The sequence below is a fragment of the Burkholderia sp. BCC0322 genome, from assembly GCF_902833045.1.
In the GTDB taxonomy this organism is placed as follows: domain Bacteria; phylum Pseudomonadota; class Gammaproteobacteria; order Burkholderiales; family Burkholderiaceae; genus Burkholderia.
The window spans coordinates 680,435-697,401 of the sequence record NZ_CADFDU010000002.1; the positions used below are offsets into that span (position 1 = coordinate 680,435).

General features: G+C 67.3%; 15 protein-coding genes and 1 tRNA gene. 8 read left to right on the forward strand and 8 right to left on the reverse strand.

Features of this window, described 5'->3' with window-relative positions:
* Nucleotides 1-50: 50 nt before the first annotated feature.
* A tRNA-Asn gene (locus HWX39_RS09230) sits at nt 51-126 on the reverse strand.
* Between the two features lie 102 nt (nt 127-228).
* Nucleotides 229-552: a ferredoxin FdxA gene (gene fdxA, locus HWX39_RS09235; protein ID WP_011351384.1), complete on the reverse strand. Its 324-nt coding sequence runs from the start codon at nt 550-552 to the stop codon at nt 229-231.
* A 320-nt stretch (nt 553-872) separates the two neighbouring features.
* Between fdxA and pncB the strand changes: the two genes are divergently transcribed.
* The 5 genes from pncB (at nt 873) to rmuC (ending at nt 6,842) form a co-directional block, all read left to right on the forward strand.
* Nucleotides 873-2,072, forward strand: coding sequence for a nicotinate phosphoribosyltransferase (gene pncB, locus HWX39_RS09240; RefSeq protein WP_175951703.1), 1,200 nt, complete (start codon nt 873-875; stop codon nt 2,070-2,072).
* An 88-nt stretch (nt 2,073-2,160) separates the two neighbouring features.
* Entirely contained in the window at nt 2,161-2,823 is a 663-nt protein-coding gene (locus HWX39_RS09245) for a lactate utilization protein C (RefSeq protein WP_175951704.1), read from the forward strand.
* 42 nt (nt 2,824-2,865) lie between these two features.
* A complete protein-coding gene (locus HWX39_RS09250) occupies nt 2,866-4,296 on the forward strand; it encodes a sodium:proton antiporter (protein WP_175967187.1) in 1,431 nt (476 codons plus the stop codon).
* An 81-nt stretch (nt 4,297-4,377) separates the two neighbouring features.
* Nucleotides 4,378-5,367 carry a D-glycerate dehydrogenase gene (locus tag HWX39_RS09255; protein ID WP_175967189.1) on the forward strand — a complete coding sequence of 330 codons (990 nt, stop codon included), beginning with the start codon at nt 4,378-4,380 and terminating at the stop codon, nt 5,365-5,367.
* Nucleotides 5,364-6,842, forward strand: a complete 1,479-nt coding sequence (rmuC, locus tag HWX39_RS09260) for a DNA recombination protein RmuC (protein WP_175967191.1) — start codon at nt 5,364-5,366, stop codon at nt 6,840-6,842. Before HWX39_RS09255 ends, rmuC begins: the two co-directional genes overlap by 4 nt.
* 90 nt (nt 6,843-6,932) lie before the next feature.
* On the opposite strand, the gene HWX39_RS09265 is transcribed toward rmuC, so the two are convergent.
* The 6 genes from HWX39_RS09265 to HWX39_RS09290 all read right to left on the reverse strand — a co-directional run bounded on the left by HWX39_RS09265 (nt 6,933) and on the right by HWX39_RS09290 (nt 14,174).
* Nucleotides 6,933-7,418, reverse strand: a complete 486-nt coding sequence (locus tag HWX39_RS09265) for a GNAT family N-acetyltransferase (RefSeq protein WP_175967193.1) — start codon at nt 7,416-7,418, stop codon at nt 6,933-6,935.
* Nucleotides 7,415-7,690 (reverse strand): hypothetical protein, encoded by a 276-nt coding sequence (locus HWX39_RS09270; protein WP_006401288.1) that lies wholly within the window; start codon nt 7,688-7,690, stop codon nt 7,415-7,417. The genes HWX39_RS09265 and HWX39_RS09270 overlap by 4 nt, the downstream gene beginning before the upstream one ends.
* 39 nt (nt 7,691-7,729) lie before the next feature.
* Nucleotides 7,730-9,028 (reverse strand): gephyrin-like molybdotransferase Glp, encoded by a 1,299-nt coding sequence (glp, locus tag HWX39_RS09275; RefSeq protein ID WP_175967195.1) that lies wholly within the window; start codon nt 9,026-9,028, stop codon nt 7,730-7,732.
* 112 nt (nt 9,029-9,140) lie between these two features.
* On the reverse strand, nt 9,141-9,758 hold the full coding sequence (mobA, locus tag HWX39_RS09280; protein ID WP_175967197.1) for a molybdenum cofactor guanylyltransferase MobA: 618 nt from the start codon (nt 9,756-9,758) through the stop codon (nt 9,141-9,143).
* Between the two features lie 28 nt (nt 9,759-9,786).
* Nucleotides 9,787-10,899, reverse strand: coding sequence for a GTP 3',8-cyclase MoaA (moaA, locus tag HWX39_RS09285; RefSeq protein WP_175967199.1), 1,113 nt, complete (start codon nt 10,897-10,899; stop codon nt 9,787-9,789).
* Nucleotides 10,900-11,030: 131 nt separating this feature from the next.
* Nucleotides 11,031-14,174, reverse strand: coding sequence for an Rne/Rng family ribonuclease (locus tag HWX39_RS09290; protein WP_175967201.1), 3,144 nt, complete (start codon nt 14,172-14,174; stop codon nt 11,031-11,033).
* Nucleotides 14,175-14,899: 725 nt separating this feature from the next.
* Between HWX39_RS09290 and HWX39_RS09295 the strand changes: the two genes are divergently transcribed.
* Genes HWX39_RS09295 through HWX39_RS09305 form a run of 3 tightly spaced genes read left to right on the forward strand, consistent with a single transcriptional unit; the run spans nt 14,900 to nt 16,967 of the window.
* Nucleotides 14,900-15,904: an RluA family pseudouridine synthase gene (locus HWX39_RS09295; protein ID WP_175951832.1), complete on the forward strand. Its 1,005-nt coding sequence runs from the start codon at nt 14,900-14,902 to the stop codon at nt 15,902-15,904.
* 5 nt (nt 15,905-15,909) lie between these two features.
* Nucleotides 15,910-16,569, forward strand: coding sequence for an HAD-IA family hydrolase (locus HWX39_RS09300; protein ID WP_069620561.1), 660 nt, complete (start codon nt 15,910-15,912; stop codon nt 16,567-16,569).
* Nucleotides 16,566-16,967, forward strand: a complete 402-nt coding sequence (locus HWX39_RS09305) for a Rieske 2Fe-2S domain-containing protein (protein ID WP_175967212.1) — start codon at nt 16,566-16,568, stop codon at nt 16,965-16,967. Before HWX39_RS09300 ends, HWX39_RS09305 begins: the two co-directional genes overlap by 4 nt.

Sequence of the window (16,967 nt, forward strand, 5' to 3'; positions counted from 1 at the left end):
TTTGTCTACCAGCAAAAAGCCCGTTCACTTTCAACGGGCCGATGCGTTTTTGGCTCCCCGACCTGGGCTCGAACCAGGGACCTACGGATTAACAGTCCGGCGCTCTACCGACTGAGCTATCGGGGAACAAACAACAACAGCAGAGAAACGAGATTATATGGAGCGTTGATCAGGTCGTCAATACTTTTGAGCCGCGGCGCACAAAATTTTTTTGCGTCCGCTGCGCGATCAGCGCTCGAGCAGGTGCAGCTTGTCCTGCACGTCCTTCCACTCGTCTGCGTCGGCCGGTGCCGGCTTGGTCTTCGTGATCGACGGCCAGTCCTTCGCCAGCTCGGCGTTCAGCGCGGTGAACTGCTGCTGGTCGCCCGGAACGTCTTCTTCGGCATAGATCGCATTGGTCGGGCACTCGGCGACGCACACGGCGCAGTCGATGCACTCGTCCGGATCGATGGCGAGAAAGTTGGGACCTTCACGGAAGCAATCCACCGGGCACACATCCACGCAATCCGTGTATTTGCACTTGATGCAGCCTTCGGTCACAACGTGAGTCATTAAAACGCTCCTGCTTGGCGGTATATATGGGGTGGCGTTTGCGCCAAAACCGGCATTGTAACTGAAGCACAAAACCCGCATGACGTGGTCGGCTATCCGGCTTATATCGTTTTGTGATTAGTTTATGGGGACGTCCGTTGGCTCGCCGAAGGAGCGACCCAACGGGCGCGCCTGTACCGTACGCCGGCAGGGCGGGGCGACCGGAGCCGGGCGGCAGGCGGTTTCACGATGGTCCGGCCCGCATTCGGGTAACATGGCCGACAGACCGGGCGGCGCGGGGTGCGCCGAGGCCCTGTCACGATATTGGCGGTGCCGCAATCATGATCATCACTTCGCTGCTCGACACTGATCTCTACAAGTTCACGATGATGCAGGTCGTCCTGCATCACTTCCCCGCTGCAAGCGTCGAATACCGTTTCCGGTGCCGCACGCCCGGCGTCGATCTCGTGCCGTACATCGACGAGATCCGCGACGAGGTGCGCGGCCTGTGCGCGCTGCGTTTTTCCGACGTCGAACTCGACTACCTGCGGCGGATGCGCTTCATCAAGAGCGATTTCGTCGATTTTCTCGCGCTGTTCCATCTCAACGAGAAGTACATCTCGATCACGCCGTCGCCGAAGGGCAACGGTGAAATCGACATCGAGATCACGGGGCCGTGGCTGCACACGATCCTGTTCGAGATCCCGGTGCTCGCGATCGTCAACGAAGTGTATTTCCGCAACACGCAACGCGAGCCCGACTATCGGGAAGGCCGCGAGCGGCTGCGCGAGAAAATCAAGCTGCTTGGCGCGAAGCCGGAATTCGCCGACTGCAAGATCGCCGACTACGGCACGCGCCGGCGCTTCTCGAAGGTCTGGCACGAGGAAGTCGCGCTCACGCTGCGCGACGGCCTCGGCCCGCAGTTCGCGGGCACGAGCAACGTGCTTTATGCGATGAAGCACGACATCACGCCGCTCGGCACGATGGCGCACGAGTATCTGCAGGCCTGCCAGGCGCTCGGCCCGCGGCTGCGCGATTCGCAGATCTACGGCTTCGAGATGTGGGCGAAGGAATACCGCGGCGACCTCGGGATCGCACTGTCGGACGTGTACGGGATGGATGCATTCCTCAACGACTTCGACATGTACTTCTGCAAGCTGTTCGACGGCGCGCGCCACGATTCGGGCGATCCGTTCGAATGGGGCGAGCGGATGCTGCGCCATTACGAGTCGAACCGTTGCGACCCGCGTACCAAGGTGCTCGTGTTCTCGGATGCGCTCGACATCCCGAAGGTCATGCAGCTGTACGAACGGTTCCGTGGCCGCTGTAAGCTCGCGTTCGGCGTGGGCACGAACCTCACCAACGATCTCGGCTACGTGCCGCTGCAGATCGTGATCAAGATGGTCCGCTGCAACGGCCAGCCGGTCGCCAAACTGTCGGATTCGCCGGGCAAGAGCATGTGCGACGACAAGGCGTATCTCGCGTACCTGCGCCAGGTGTTCGGCATCGCGCAGCCGGTCGAGGAGGACGCGTCGAAGTGAGCGTCGGCCGAACGGCCAAAACTGCGTTGCGGCGAGGTCGGCCGGTATAATCCGACAGTATCGCCCGCCAACGTCACGAGGACCGTTCATGGACACTTCCGCTGCCCGTCGTCAGATCCTCGCGCGCATTCGCGCGGCACAGGGGCGTGCGGCCGAACCCGATTCGGCCGAGCGCGACGGCGTTGCCGACTACCTCGCCCGTCATCCGGAAGGCCCGCGCCCGCCGGCGCCGGCCGATCTCGTCGCTGCATTCGTCGACGAAGCGGCACGCCTGTCGACGACGGTCGACGAAGTCGCGACGCTTGCCGAGGTACCGGCCGCCGCGGCTCGCTACCTTTCCGCTCACGGCCTGCCGACGCAGGCCGTCGCGTGGCGCACGCTGGCCGATTTCGACTGGGCGGGCGCAGGCCTGTCGGTCGAATGCCGCAAGCCGCGCGACGGCGATCTGGTCGGCCTCACCGGCTGTTTTTGCGCGACCGCCGAAACGGGCTCGCTGGTGCTGCTGTCCGGCCCCGACACCTATGCGTCGGCCGGCCTGCTGCCGGAAACGCATATCGCAATCGTTCCCGCGTCGCGGATCGTCGCCGGTCATGAAGACGCATTTGCGCTGATCCGCTCGGAGCGTGGCGAATTGCCGCGCGCGGTCAATTTCGTGTCGGGCCCGTCGCGCACGGGCGATATCGAGCAGACCATCGTACTGGGCGCGCACGGCCCGTACCGCGTTCACGTGATCGTTGTACGGGGCGCGTGACGCGCCGCTGCATCCACTACCACTCGAACAAGGAAGTTCCGCATGAAACGACATGCCGCCTGGGCGGGCATGGCGTCGGGGATCGCGCTTGGCGCCGTTCCCGCGCTTGCATCGGCCGCAACGCTCGACGGTGCCACGCTGTCTGCCCTCTGGGGTATCCCGTTCGCCGGGATCCTGCTGTCCATCGCACTGTTCCCGCTCGTCGCCCCCGTGTTCTGGCATCACCACTTCGGCAAGATTGCGGCCGGGTGGGCGCTCGCGCTCCTGATCCCGTTCGCGTTCGCGTTCGGCGCGGGCACCGCGTTCGGCACGCTCGTGCACGCGCTGCTCGAGGAATACATCCCGTTCATCGTGCTGCTCACCGCGCTGTATACGGTCGCGGGCGGCATCTGCGTGAACGGCAACCTGCACGGCACGCCGAAGCTGAACACGGCGATCCTCGCGCTCGGCACGCTGCTCGCGAGCGTGATGGGTACGACGGGCGCCGCGATGCTGCTGATCCGGCCGCTGCTGCGCGCCAACGACAACCGCAAGCATATCGTGCACGTCGTGATCTTCTTCATCTTCCTCGTCGCGAACGCGGGCGGCTCGCTGTCGCCGCTCGGCGATCCGCCGCTGTTCCTCGGTTTCCTGAATGGCGTGAGCTTCTTCTGGACGACCACGCACCTCGCACTGCCGATGCTGTTCATCTGCGTTGTGCTGCTGACGTTGTTCTTCGCGCTCGATACGTACTTCTACCGCAAGGGCGGCGAGGCGCGGCCGGCCGTGCTCGATCCGACGCCCGACAGCGACAGGCTGTCGATCGACGGCAAGATCAATTTCGTGCTGCTCGCAGCCGTGATCGGCCTGGTGCTGATGAGTGGCATGTGGAAGCCGGGCATCACGTTCGACGTGTGGGGCACCCACGTCGCGCTGCAGAATCTCGTGCGCGACGTCGCGCTCGCGGTCGTAACGCTCGCGTCGCTCGCGCTGACGCCGCGCTCCGCGCGCGAGGGCAACGCGTTCAACTGGGCGCCGATCGAGGAAGTCGCGAAGCTGTTCGCGGGGATCTTCGTGACGATCGCGCCGGTGATCGTGATCCTGCGCGCGGGTGCCGACGGCGCATTCGCGCAGATCGTCCATCTCGTCACGGGGCCGGACGGCAAGCCGATCGACGCGATGTACTTCTGGGCGACCGGCATCCTGTCGTCGTTCCTCGACAACGCGCCGACCTATCTCGTGTTCTTCAACCTCGCGGGTGGCGATGCGCAGTCGCTGATGACGACCGGCGCGTCGACGCTCGCCGCGATTTCCGCGGGCGCGGTGTTCATGGGCGCGAACAGCTATATCGGCAACGCGCCGAACTTCATGGTGAAGGCGATCGCCGAATCGCGCGGCGTGAAGATGCCGAGCTTCTTTGCGTATCTCGGCTGGGCGCTGGTCGTGCTGATACCGGTATTCCTGCTGACGTCGTGGATCTTCTTCACGGCGTAAGCTGACGATTTTCAACCTGGAGCGGGCGGTCCCGGCGGCGCACGGCGCGCTGCGATCCGTTCGCGGCATGCGGAGATGGCGATGCAGAAGATCCTGGTCGCGCGTCCGATCTTTCCGGACGTGATCGAGCGCCTCAAGCAGTATTTCGACGTCGACTGGAACAACGGCGACGCACTCGCTCCCGATGCGCTCGCCGCGCGTCTGGCCGACAAGGACGGTGCGCTGACGGCCGGCGATCCGGTCGGCGCCGCGGAACTCGCGGCGGCGCCGCGCCTGCGCGTCGTGGCGAACATGGCGGTCGGCTACAACAATTTCGACATGGCCGCATTCAACGCGGCGAACGTGCTCGGCACCAACACCCCCGACGTGCTGAACGAGTCGACTGCCGATTTCGGTTGGGCGCTGATGATGGCCGCCGCACGCCGGATTGCCGAATCCGAGCACTGGCTGCGGGCCGGCCATTGGCAGAAGTGGGCGTACGACGGTTTTCTCGGCAGCGACATCTACGGCTCGACGCTCGGCGTCATCGGGATGGGGCGCATCGGCCAGGCGCTTGCGCGCCGCGCGCGCGGCTTCGGCATGCAGGTGATCTATCACAACCGGTCGCGGGTCGCGCCCGAGATCGAGGCCGAGCTGAATGCCGAATACGTGTCGAAGGATGCGCTGCTCGCCCGTGCCGATCACGTCGTGCTCGTGCTGCCGTACACGAAGGAGAACCATCACACGATCGGCGCGGCCGAACTCGCGAAGATGAAGCCCACCGCGACGCTGACCAACATCGCGCGCGGCGGGATCGTCGACGACGCGGCGCTGGCCGCCGCGCTGCGCGTCGGGACGATCGCCGCGGCCGGCCTCGATGTGTACGAAGGCGAGCCGACGGTCCATCCGGAGCTGCTCGAAGTGCCGAACGTCGTGCTGACGCCGCATATCGCGAGCGCGACCGAAAAAACGCGCCGCGCGATGGCGAATCTTGCCGCCGACAACCTGATCGCCGCGCTGGGCGAAGGGCCGCGCGCCGGGCAGCCGCCGAGTCCGATCAACCCTGACGTGATCGGGAAGCCGCGCGTATGACGATGACGTTGTTGCTTGCGGCGGTCGTCGTGCTGGCCGTCGCGCTTGCGGTGGCGATCGTCGCGCTCGTGCGTGGTGGTGGCCGCCACGACGATGCGGCGGTACTGGGCGACCAGATCGAGGACGCCGCGCATGCGCAGGCGCGCGCGGTCGAGCGGCTCGAACGCGAATTGCGCGGCGAGATCGTCGAGAACGCGCGCGGCTCGCGCACCGAGCTGGCCGGCAGCTTCGCACAGCTTCAGCAGACGCTCGCCGCGCAACTGACGAGCGTGGCGACCGTGCAGAACAACCAGATCGAAGGTTTTGCGCAGCAGCTCGGCAAGCTCGTCGCCGGCAATGCGCAGCAGTTCGACGCGATGCGCGAGAGCGTGCAGCGGCAGGCGCAGCAGGCACGCGAGGAGCAGACGGGCGCACTCAGGCTGTTCGGCGACACGTTGAACCGGCAGCTCACGCAACTGACCGAGGCGAACGATCGCCGGATCGGCGAGGTGCGCGCGACGCTCGAACAGCGGCTGAAGGAAATCGAGACGAACAACGCGGCGAAGCTCGAGGAGATGCGCCGCACCGTCGACGAGAAGCTGCACGCGACGCTCGAGCAGCGGCTCGGCGAGTCGTTCAAGCTCGTGTCGGACCGGCTCGAGCAGGTGCATCGCGGGCTCGGCGAGATGCAGACGCTCGCGGCGGGCGTCGGCGACCTGAAGAAGGTGTTGACCAACGTGAAGACGCGCGGCACCTGGGGCGAAGTGCAGCTCGAGGCGCTGCTCGAGCAGATGCTGACGCCCGAGCAGTACGCGAAGAACGTCGCGACCGTGCCGAAGAGCAGCGAGCGCGTCGAGTTCGCGATCCGGCTGCCGGGGCGCGATGCCGGCACGCGCGACGCGCCGCCCGTGTGGCTGCCAATCGACGCGAAATTCCCGCGCGAAGACTATGAGCGGCTGATCGACGCACAGGAGCGTGCCGATGCGGTGGCGGTCGAGGAAGCGGCTCGCGCGCTCGAAGCACGTGTGCGGCTGGAGGCGCGCACGATCGCCGAGAAGTACGTCTCGCCGCCGCACACGACCGATTTCGCGCTGCTGTTCCTGCCGACCGAAGGGCTCTATGCGGAGATCCTGCGTCGCCCGGGGCTGACCGACCTGCTGCAGCGGGACTATCGTGTGACGGTGGCGGGGCCGACGACGCTCACCGCACTGCTGAACAGCCTGCAGATGGGATTCCGCACGCTCGCGATCGAGCAGCGCTCGAGCGAGGTGTGGCAGGTGCTCGGCGCGGTGAAGACGGAGTTCGGCAAGTTCGGCGACGTGCTCGCGCGCACGAAGGCGCAGCTCGAAACGGTCACGCGCTCGATCGAGTCCGCCGAGCAGCGTACGCGCGTGATGAGCCGCAAGCTGAAGCAGGTCGAGGCGCTGCCGGGTGATGCGGCGGCAGGGCTGCTCGGCGCGGAAGGTAGCGACGGCGCCGATGCGGACGACGCATGACGCACATGGCCGACATCGGCCGGAAAGCAAAAACGGGCGCTGCGGCGCCCGTTTTCTTTTGAATCGCTTGCCGGTGCGGCCGGCCCGCGGTCAATGCCCGGCGAGCGTGTCCAGTGCGTCGCCCGTGACGCGAACGATGCGCCAGTCGGGCAGCACGGTTGCGCCCATCTTTTCGTAGAAATCGATCGCCGGTCGGTTCCAGTCGAGGACCGACCATTCGAAGCGCCCGCAATGTCGCTCGACGGCCAGTGCCGCGAGGTGACGCAGCATCGCGGTGCCGAGGCCTGTGCCGCGCTGCGACGGCTGTACGTACAGATCCTCGAGATAGAGGCCGCGACGGCCGAGGAACGTCGAATAATTGTGGAAGAACAGTGCATACGCGACGATCGCGCCGTCATGTTCGGCGACTCGCGCCTCGGCGGCAGGCTGCGTGCCGAACAGCGCGTCGGCGAGATCGGCTTCGGTCGCAACGAACAGGTGCGTGAGCTTCTCGAACTCCGCCAGCTCGCGCATCAGCGCGAGGATCGCGCCGACATCGCGTGCCTGCGCCGCGCGGATCAGCGGTGTGCCGCTCACGCTTCCTCCGGCGGATCGGACAGCACGATCTCGATGCCGCCGAAGCGCGATGCGACCCAGTTGTACGCGTGGCATGCGATCCACAGCAGCACGAAGCCGAGGATGGCGTTCAGCAGCAGCGCGCTCAGGATCGTGCTCAGTTCGACCATCCCGTAGCGGACGTACGCGACGAGGATGCCGAGCAGCACGATCGGCACGCTGAATGTCAGGTAGACGAGGATCAGCGCCTTGGCGGTCTGCCCCGCGGCGATCGACGAAATTTGTTTCTTCATGTGCGGATTGCCCCCGTAGAGATATACCGATAGTGGAATTCAGATCAGGCCGTCGAGCGGCAGGATGTCGACCGGGGTGCCCGCGTCGACTGCCGCGGTATCGTGGCCCAGGACGATGAAACAGTTGGCGGCCGAGAGGCCGCTCAGCGACGCGGAACTCTGCGAGCCGGCCGGTTCGACGTGCCAGCGGCCGTCGGCGGCGCGCGTCGCGATGCCGCGCAGGTAGTCGGTGCGGCCCGGGCGCGTCTTCAGCGCATGCGTGCTGAGCGCCGTGTACATCGCCGGCGGCGGAGTCTGCGCCCCGGCCAGCGTCAGAAGCGCGGGGCGCACGATCGCGTAGAACGTCACGGCGGACGCGACCGGGTTGCCGGGCAGCCCGAAAAACAGCGTATGACCGGCGCCATCGGCCGCGCGTGTGAGCGCGCCGCACGCGAGCGGACGCCCGGGACGCAGCGCGAGACTCGCGAACGTCACGTCGCCGAGCCGGGCCATGACGTCGCGCGTGAAGTCGGCTTCGCCGACCGATACGCCGCCGGACGTGATCACCGCGTCGGCCTGCGCGGCGACCGCGCCGCGCAACGCGGCTTCGAGTGCGGCCGGGTCGTCGCGGACGATCCCGAGATCGACCGCATCGACATGCAGCCTTTCGAGCATCGCGATCAGCATCCCGCGATTGCTGTCGTACAGTGCGCCGGGGCCGAGCGGCTCGCCGGGCTCGCGCAGTTCGTCGCCGGTGGAGAACACGGCGACGCGCACGCGCCGGCGCACCGCAACCTCGGTGATGCCGAACGACGCGAGCAGGCCAAGATCGGACGGCCGCAGGATGCGGCCCGCGGCAAGCGCGCACGCGCCGTGCGCGAGATCCTCGCCGGCCTTGCGGCAGTTCGCGCCGCGTGCGATGTCGTGCGCGGCGAAGTGAATCGTGTCGCCGGCGACGCGCACGCGTTCCTGCGGAATCACCGTATCGCAGCCGGCCGGCATCGGCGCGCCCGTCATGATGCGCACGCATGATCCGGCCGCGATGGCGCCGTCGAACGGATGGCCGGCGAGTGCGGTGCCGGCGACCGTCAGCGTGAGCTCCGCTTGCTGCGATGCGTGCATCCCGGTGCTGCCGTCGAACGCATAGCCGTCCATCGCCGAGTTGTCGTACGCGGGAATGTCGAACGGTGCGTTCACGTCGGCCGCGAGCACGCGATCGAGTGCATCGCGCAGCGTCACCGTGTCACACGCTTCGACGGGCACCGCGAAGCGGCACGCGAGTGCCTGCGCGTCGGCGAGCGACAGCGGAGCATCGGAATCGGGTGCGGTTCGGGGGGCGGGCGAGGATTGCGTGATCATCAGTCGGACTGCGCCGCAAGGCGTATCGGGTTCGTGGCCGGTGGCGCGAGGAGGGTGCCTGGGCGCGGGTTTCGCGTGCGGCGGGCGCCGGGCGGGAACCGTACGGGTGCCGTCAGCGGCGGGCCAGCGCGGCGAGTTCCTGCCAGGAGTTGGCATTGTAAAACGCACGCTCGTCGTGAAACTCGACTTCGACCGTCTTGTGGCGTGCGTACCACGCACGCACCTTGCGGTCGCCGGCGGCGAGCCGGGCGGCGAGATCGTCGGCCAGCGACGTGCGCAGCAACGCGCACGTCGGCTGCGGCGAGCGAGCCTGTCGTGCGTCGATGGTCACCGCCATGGCGATGTCGGCCTGCTGCGCGTCGAGCGCTGCCTGCAACCGTGCGACGAGGTCGGCCGGCAGATAGGGTGTATCGCACGGCGAGCACGCGACGAGCGGCGCGCGTGCCACCCGCATGCCGGCGAGCAGGCCCGCGAGCGGGCCGGGGAAGTCGGGCGTTTCGTCCGCGACGATGCGCGCGCCGAACGGCGCACCGAGTTCGGCATAGCGATCGGCGTGGCGATTCGCGCTGATCAGCGTCTCGCCGACCTGCGGCGAGAGCCGGCGCAGCACGTGCAGCGCGAGCGGTGTGCCGTCGAGCAACTGCAGGCCCTTGTCGACGCCATCCATGCGTGTGGCGCGCCCGCCTGCGAGCAGCAGGCCGGCAATCGAGGGAGACGCGGAAGCAGGCATGGTTAGAGGGCGGGAAGGGCAGCGAGCATCAGCCGCCGATATACGACATCTCGACCCGCTTGCCGGCGCCGTCGGGCACGGCGTCGGCAGACGCGCTGCCGCGCAGTTGCGAATAACGGTCGGCGCGGGCCTGCCAGATGCGGGCGATCGCGGTCGCGATCTCGGCGTCGCTCGCGCCACCGCGCACGAGCGCGCGCAGGTCGTGGCCCGTCGACGCGAACAGGCACAGGTACAGCTTGCCTTCGGTCGACAGCCGTGCGCGCGTGCAGTCGCCACAGAAGGCCTGCGTGACGCTCGAAATCACGCCGATCTCGCCGCTGCCGTCCGCATAGCCCCAGCGCTGCGCGGTCTCTGCCGCCGTGTGCGGGTCGAGCGGCACGAGCGGGAAGTGTTCGGCGATCCGTGCGATGACGTCCGCCGATGGCAGCACCTCGGTCATGTTCCAGCCGTTCGACGTGCCGACGTCCATGTATTCGATGAAGCGCAGGATCACGCCGGTCCCGCGGAAACGCTCGGCCATCGGCAGAATCTCGCTGTCGTTGGTGCCGCGCTTCACGACCATGTTGACCTTGACCGGCGCGAGGCCCACGGCCTGGGCCGCGAAGATGCCGTCGAGCACGTCGGCGCTCGCGAACTCGGCATCGTTCATACGCTTGAACAACGTATCGTCGAGCGCGTCGAGGCTGACTGTCACGCGTGTGAGCCCGGCGTCCTTCAGCGCGCGCGCCTTGCGTGCGAGCAGCGAACCGTTGGTCGTGAGCGTCAGGTCGAGCGGGCGCCCGTCATGCGTGGTCAGGCGCGCGAGGCGCTCGATCAGGAATTCGAGATTCTTGCGCAGCAGCGGCTCGCCGCCCGTGATGCGGATCTTCTCGACGCCGTGTGCGACAAAGAGTCGCGCCACGCGCTCGATTTCCTCGAGCGTGAGCAGCGCGCTGTGCGGCAGGAACGGGTAGTCCTTGTCGAAGACGGCGCGCGGCATGCAGTACACGCAGCGGAAGTTGCAGCGATCCGTCACCGAAATGCGCAGGTCGCGCAGCGGCCTGGCGAACGTGTCGGCCAGCGAGCCGTCCGGGACATGCGCGACGCCGGAGACGTCCGGCATCCCGCTGACGTCGGCGAGAGGAATGATGCGTCGGGACATGTTGAAAGAAGTGCGAACCAGACCTCTATTTTAGCCTCAAGCGGCGGCCGGGTCCGGTGGGCGGAAACCCGCAGCGCGGACGTGAAAAAGCCCGCCGGAGGCGGGCTTTTCCTGGTCGGACGATGCGTCGATCAGTGATGCGTCGTTTCGACCTGCTGCATCGGGGCCGTATCGACCGGCGGCAGCACCTTGCGTTCGCGCGGCACGCGAGCCGGGCGCGGAAGGCGCGACGCGGCTTCTTGCGCAGCGGCGAACTTGTCGGCGTCCGTGTTCACCCAGACGAGACCGGCCTGCTCCAGCACGGTATCCAGGCTCGCCGAAGCGGGCGCGGCTGCCGGTTGGGCGGGAGCCGGTGCCGGTGCTGGTGCTGCGACGGCCTCGACCGGCGCTGCTTCGACATGGACAGGCTCGGCAGCCGCCGGAGCGGCTTCGGTCGTCACGACCGGTGCAGCTGGCTCGACGAGTGCCGGCTGCGGTGCCTCGACGGCGACAGGCGCTGCCGGCACTTCGAACGCGTCGGTCGGCGAAACCGCGACCGGCGCCGGACCCGCTTCCGTAGCGACGGCCGGTGCGATCGGTGCCGGTTCTGCTGCCAGGGCGACTACCGGTGCTTCGGCCGGCGCTGCTTCGACGTGTACCGGTGCCGGTTGCGGCTCGACATCGGCCGGTGCTGCCGGTTCGGCATGGTGCTCGACCACTGCCTCGGCGACGACGGCGCTTGCCGCGGCGGCTGCCACGGCGACTGCCGGTGCGGTCGTGTGGGCCGGTTCGGTAGCAGCCGGTGCTTCCGGCGTCACGGCGTGCACCGAAACTTCGCCTTCTGCGCCTTGCTCGGCGTGGTCGACGACTGCGCCGTCTTCCTCGCGCTCGCGACGACCGCCGCGGCGGCCGCGACGGCGACGGCGACGTTCCTCGCCATCACGCGCGCCGGCTTCCGCGTCGGCTGCCAGCTCGGCGCCGGGCAGGGCTTCTGCGAGGGCCTTGTCGGCTTCCGGTTCCTGATGGGTTTCGCCACGGGTGACGGTTTCCAGCGTTGCTGCATGCTGGGTCGGCTTGCGGCGCTCGCCGCGCTCGCGACGTTCGCCGCGTTCCTGGCGCTCACCACGACCGGCTGCTTCGACGCCTTCCGGCTGCTCGACACGTTCGCGCGGTTCGCGGTTCTCACGCGGCTCGCGCGGCTCGCGGCCTTCGCGCGGGCCACGGCCCTCGCGACCTTCACGCGGTTCACGACCCTCGCGCGGCTCACGGCCCTCACGCGGCTCACGGCCTTCGCGCGGCTCACGTGCTTCACGCGGCTCACGTGCTTCACGCGGCTCGCGTGCTTCCTTGCCTTCGCGTTCCTGGCGTTGCGGCTGGCCACGCCCGGCTGCGGCCTGGTCGCGGCCGCCTTGCGCCTGCTGGGCGCCGCCACGACGATTGCGGTTGCGATCGCCGCCGCGTTCGCCGCGCTGCTCGGACTTCTCGGTGCGCTCGCCGCGAGCCGGACGGGCTGCCTGCTCCTTCGCCGGTGCCGGAGCAACCGGTGCGGGTGCGGGCGCCGGCGACACGCCGAACAGGCCTTTCAGCCAGCCGATGAAGCCGCCGCTTGCCGGCGCGACAGGCGCGGGCGCTGCAACGGGTTCGACCGGGCGCTGCGGTGCCGGGCTCGGGGCCGGACGCTCGGGCGTGATGCCCTTGACCGCGGCTTCCTGCTTCGGCTTAACTTCCGCCGCGCGCTTGCTGTAGCCGGTTTCCGACTCGAGTTCGCGGGCTGCTTCCTCGGCCATCTTCCAGGACGCGCGCGGGTCGTCGAGACGCGCGTCGTCGTGGCGCAGGCGCTCGAGCTTGTAGTGCGGCGTATCGAGGTGCTTGTTCGGGATCAGCACGATGCCGACCTTGAAGCGCGACTCGATCTTGTTGATTTCCTGACGCTTTTCGTTGAGCAGGAAGGCGGTCACCTCGACCGGCACCTGGCAGTGGATCGCCGCGGTGTTTTCCTTCATTGCCTCTTCCTGAATGATCCGCAGGACCTGCAGCGCGGACGATTCGGTATCGCGGATGTGGCCGGTGCCGTTACAACGCGGGCAGGTCACATGGCTGCCTTCCGACAGGGCCGGACGCAGGCGCTGGCGCGACAGTTCCATCAGGCCGAAACGGGAGATCTTGCCCATCTGGACGCGCGCGCGGTCATGCTTGAGCGCGTCTTTCAGGCGCTGCTCGACTTCGCGCTGGCTCTTCGCCGATTCCATGTCGATGAAATCGATCACGATCAGGCCGCCGAGGTCGCGCAGGCGGAGCTGGCGGGCGACTTCGTCGGCCGCTTCGAGGTTCGTGCGGGTGGCCGTTTCCTCGATGTCCGCGCCCTTGGTCGCGCGTGCCGAGTTCACGTCGATCGCGACGAGTGCTTCGGTGTGGTCGATCACGATCGCGCCGCCCGACGGCAGCGGCACCGTGCGCGAGTATGCGGTCTCGATCTGGTGCTCGATCTGGAAGCGGGAGAACAGCGGCACGTCGTCGTGGTAGCGCTTCACCTTCGCGACGTTGTCCGGCATCACGATGTCCATGAATGCGCGGGCCTGATCGTGAATTTCGTTCGTGTCGATCAGGATTTCGCCGATATCGGGCTGGAAATAGTCCCGGATCGCGCGGATCACGAGGCTCGATTCCAGGTAGATCAGCATCGGCTGGCCGGCGTTGCCGCTTTGCGACGCCGCTTCGATCGCGCGCCACAATTGCAGCAGGTAGTTCAGGTCCCACTGCAGTTCCTCGGCGCTGCGGCCGATGCCCGCGGTACGGGCGATCATGCTCATGCCGTCCGGGATCTGCAGTTGCGCCATCGTTTCGCGCAGTTCCTGACGCTCGTCACCTTCGATCCGGCGCGACACGCCGCCGCCGCGAGGGTTGTTCGGCATCAGCACCAGGTAGCGGCCGGCGAGCGAAATGAACGTGGTGAGGGCTGCGCCCTTGTTGCCGCGCTCTTCCTTCTCGACCTGGACGATCAGTTCCTGACCTTCGCGCAGGGCGTCCTGAATGCGCGCGGAGCGCATGTCGATGCCTTCCTTGAAGTACTGGCGGGCGACTTCCTTGAACGGCAGGAAACCGTGGCGGTCTTCGCCGTAGTTGACGAAGCACGCTTCGAGCGACGGCTCGATACGGGTGATGACACCTTTGTAGATATTGCCTTTGCGCTGTTCGCGCCCGGCTGTCTCGATGTCGATGTCGATGAGCTTCTGCCCATCTACGATGGCGACGCGCAGCTCCTCTTGCTGCGTCGCATTGAACAGCATGCGTTTCATGAACGACTCCAGGCGGCTCTACTGGCGGCGCCTCGCGGTTGTCAGTCGCGAGGGCGGGAACGACGGCAGGCCGCGCCTTGTTGTGTTGTCACAAGCACGCTGGAGCGGGAACGATGGCGGGGAGAATTGCCTGAAGAGGCGCTTGGGCCCGAAAGACGGGGCCGGCGGCCATAGGGCACCTGCGAACACGGCTTCAAAGCACGGCGTCCACACACCGCACGCTGTCAAAGCGCGCTAAGCCTGAGGCCGGGCACTGCCGCGGGGCGCGTCGTCATGCGTCGCGCGTGCCAACGGGCGGCAGATGCTGCGGCTTGGGCCGCAGCGGGGAGTATCGAATCCAGCCCGACTTTCCCGCCTGGGGTGTACTTCCCTGGTTTGACGTCGCCAGGCCCCGCACGCTTCGCGGAGCCAAATCGGGCGCAACGCCGTAATTTTCGCAACCGGCAGCCTGCCCGGACGCACTTCGCGCCGTCGGGCTGCCAATCAAATTCTTTTCAACCAACTTTCCGTTACCGCGGCGCCTTGCCGACCGAATCCGCCTCTGGGCGCGATCCTTGCCGACGGGCGGCGCCGTGCGTGCAACTTGCTGCTTCTCTTTGATTAGGGGCGAGCAGCAGACCCCCGGCGCAAGTAAAATAGCGGTTTGCGCTTGCGCCTTGCCCGGTTGGTCCGGGCCGGCCGGTGAGGCCGCCCGCAACGTCTGGCTGGGCAAAATTATATTCAGTATGAACGAGTTAGGCAAAATATCCCAGAATTCGGTCGCAAGCGGCCAGGTATCGATGCTCGAGATCGACGAAAGCTCGGTCGGTCAGCGTATCGACAACTTCCTGTTGCGCGTCTGTAAAGGCGTGCCGAAAAGCCATATTTACCGGATCCTGCGCAGCGGCGAAGTGCGCGTGAATAAGGGCCGGGTCGATGCGCAGTACCGGCTCGCGTTCGGCGACATCGTCCGCGTGCCGCCCATACGCGTGGCCGCAGCCGATCTCGCGCGCGCCGAAGCCACCATCGTGCCGCCCGCGCACTTCGACGTGTTGTTCGAGGACGACGCGATGCTCGTCATCAACAAGCCGGCAGGGGTCGCCGTTCACGGCGGCAGCGGCGTCGCGTTCGGCGTGATCGAGCAGATGCGCCAGGCGCGCCCGCGCGCGAAATTCCTCGAACTCGTGCACCGGCTGGACCGCGAGACGTCCGGGATCCTGATGCTCGCGAAAAAGCGCACGGCGCTGGTGGGCCTGCACGAACAGATTCGCGAGAACAAGATGGACAAGCGCTACTTCGCGTGCGTCCACGGTGAATGGCAGTCCGACTGGGGGCGTCGCCGCGCGGTGAAGGCGCCGCTGTTCAAGTATTCGACCCCGGAAGGGGAGCGGCGCGTGCGTGTGCAGGACGACGGGCTGCCGTCGCATACGGTGTTCAACCTCGTCGACCTTTGGCCCGAGTACGCCCTTCTCGAAGCGGAACTCAAAACGGGTCGGACCCATCAGATCCGTGTGCACCTCGCGCATCTCGGCCTGCCGATCGCCGGTGACGCCAAGTATGGCGATTTCGCACTGAACAAGGCGCTGGCGCGCGCGAATGCGCAGCCGTCGTTGAAACGGATGTTCCTGCATGCGTACCGGCTGCGGCTCGCCCACCCGCTGACCGGTGAGGCACTGCAGTTCGATGCGCCGCTGCCGGACGAATGCCGGCGCTTCCTCGATCAACTCAGCGCACTGCGCGATACCGCCTGAACCGCATGGCTCGACAGCAATTTGACCTGATCGTCTTCGACTGGGACGGCACGCTGATGGATTCGACTGCGCACATCGCGCACAGCATCCAGGCGGCATGCCGCGATCTCGGCCTGCCCACGCCGTCCGACGAGGCGTCGCGCTACGTGATCGGCCTCGGCCTGCGCGATGCGCTGCAGATTACCGCTCCGACCCTCGATCCGTCCGACTATGCGCGGCTCGCCGAGCGCTACCGCTACCACTATCTGCTCGACGACCAGCGCATCGAGTTGTTCGCCGGCGTGCGGGAACTGCTCGCCGAGCTGCGCGACACGGGCTACCTGCTTGCCGTTGCAACCGGCAAGGGGCGAGTCGGGCTGAACCGCGTACTCGACCAGTCGAAGCTGACGAGCCTGTTCGATGCGACGCGCTGCGCCGACGAAACCTTCTCGAAACCCCATCCGGCGATGTTGCATGAGCTGTCCCGGGAATTGGGGCAGGACCTGTCGCGCACCGTGATGATCGGCGACACGACGCACGACCTGCAGATGGCCGCGAGTGCCGGGGCGGCCGGCGTCGGCGTCGCGTACGGCGCGCACACGGCCGACGCACTGGCTGCGCTCGCGCCGCGCTTCGTCGCGCCGGACGTCGGCGCGCTGGCCGCATGGCTGCGGGAGCACGCGTGAGCGCGGCGCCGGACGCCGTGCGCGTGTGCGCATCGGATGCCCTGGCCGACGGCGGCGCCGGCGTGCGCGTCGACGCGACGCTGCGCGGCGAGCAGGCTGTCGTGTTCTTCGTGCGCTACGAGGGCCAGGCATACGGTTACCTGAATCGCTGCGCGCATGTGCCGATGGAACTCGACTGGGCGGAAGGGCAGTTCTTCGAATCGTCGGGCCTCTATCTGATGTGCGCGACGCATGGCGCGATCTACGAGCCGAACACCGGCAAGTGCGTCGGCGGCCCGTGCCGTGGTGGCCGCCTGCGGCCGGTGGCGGTCGACGAGCGCGACACGTCCGACGGCCGTGCGGTATTCTGGGTGCCCGACGCTGACCTGCGTCCCGCCGTTCCCGCCACGACCGACTAA

Excerpts from the sequence above, each read along its gene's own strand:
- HWX39_RS09300 (WP_069620561.1), top strand. The coding sequence starts at position 15,910 with ATGGCTCGACAGCAATTTGACCTGATCGTCTTCGACTGGGACGGCACG.
- HWX39_RS09255 (WP_175967189.1), top strand. The coding sequence starts at position 4,378 with ATGCAGAAGATCCTGGTCGCGCGTCCGATCTTTCCGGACGTGATCGAG.
- HWX39_RS09250 (WP_175967187.1), top strand. The coding sequence starts at position 2,866 with ATGAAACGACATGCCGCCTGGGCGGGCATGGCGTCGGGGATCGCGCTT.
- fdxA (WP_011351384.1), bottom strand. The coding sequence starts at position 552 with ATGACTCACGTTGTGACCGAAGGCTGCATCAAGTGCAAATACACGGAT.
- HWX39_RS09295 (WP_175951832.1), top strand. The coding sequence starts at position 14,900 with ATGAACGAGTTAGGCAAAATATCCCAGAATTCGGTCGCAAGCGGCCAG.
- HWX39_RS09245 (WP_175951704.1), top strand. The coding sequence starts at position 2,161 with ATGGACACTTCCGCTGCCCGTCGTCAGATCCTCGCGCGCATTCGCGCG.
- mobA (WP_175967197.1), bottom strand. The coding sequence starts at position 9,758 with ATGCCTGCTTCCGCGTCTCCCTCGATTGCCGGCCTGCTGCTCGCAGGC.
- HWX39_RS09270 (WP_006401288.1), bottom strand. The coding sequence starts at position 7,690 with ATGAAGAAACAAATTTCGTCGATCGCCGCGGGGCAGACCGCCAAGGCG.
- rmuC (WP_175967191.1), top strand. The coding sequence starts at position 5,364 with ATGACGATGACGTTGTTGCTTGCGGCGGTCGTCGTGCTGGCCGTCGCG.
- pncB (WP_175951703.1), top strand. The coding sequence starts at position 873 with ATGATCATCACTTCGCTGCTCGACACTGATCTCTACAAGTTCACGATG.
- glp (WP_175967195.1), bottom strand. The coding sequence starts at position 9,028 with ATGATCACGCAATCCTCGCCCGCCCCCCGAACCGCACCCGATTCCGAT.
- HWX39_RS09290 (WP_175967201.1), bottom strand. The coding sequence starts at position 14,174 with ATGAAACGCATGCTGTTCAATGCGACGCAGCAAGAGGAGCTGCGCGTC.
- moaA (WP_175967199.1), bottom strand. The coding sequence starts at position 10,899 with ATGTCCCGACGCATCATTCCTCTCGCCGACGTCAGCGGGATGCCGGAC.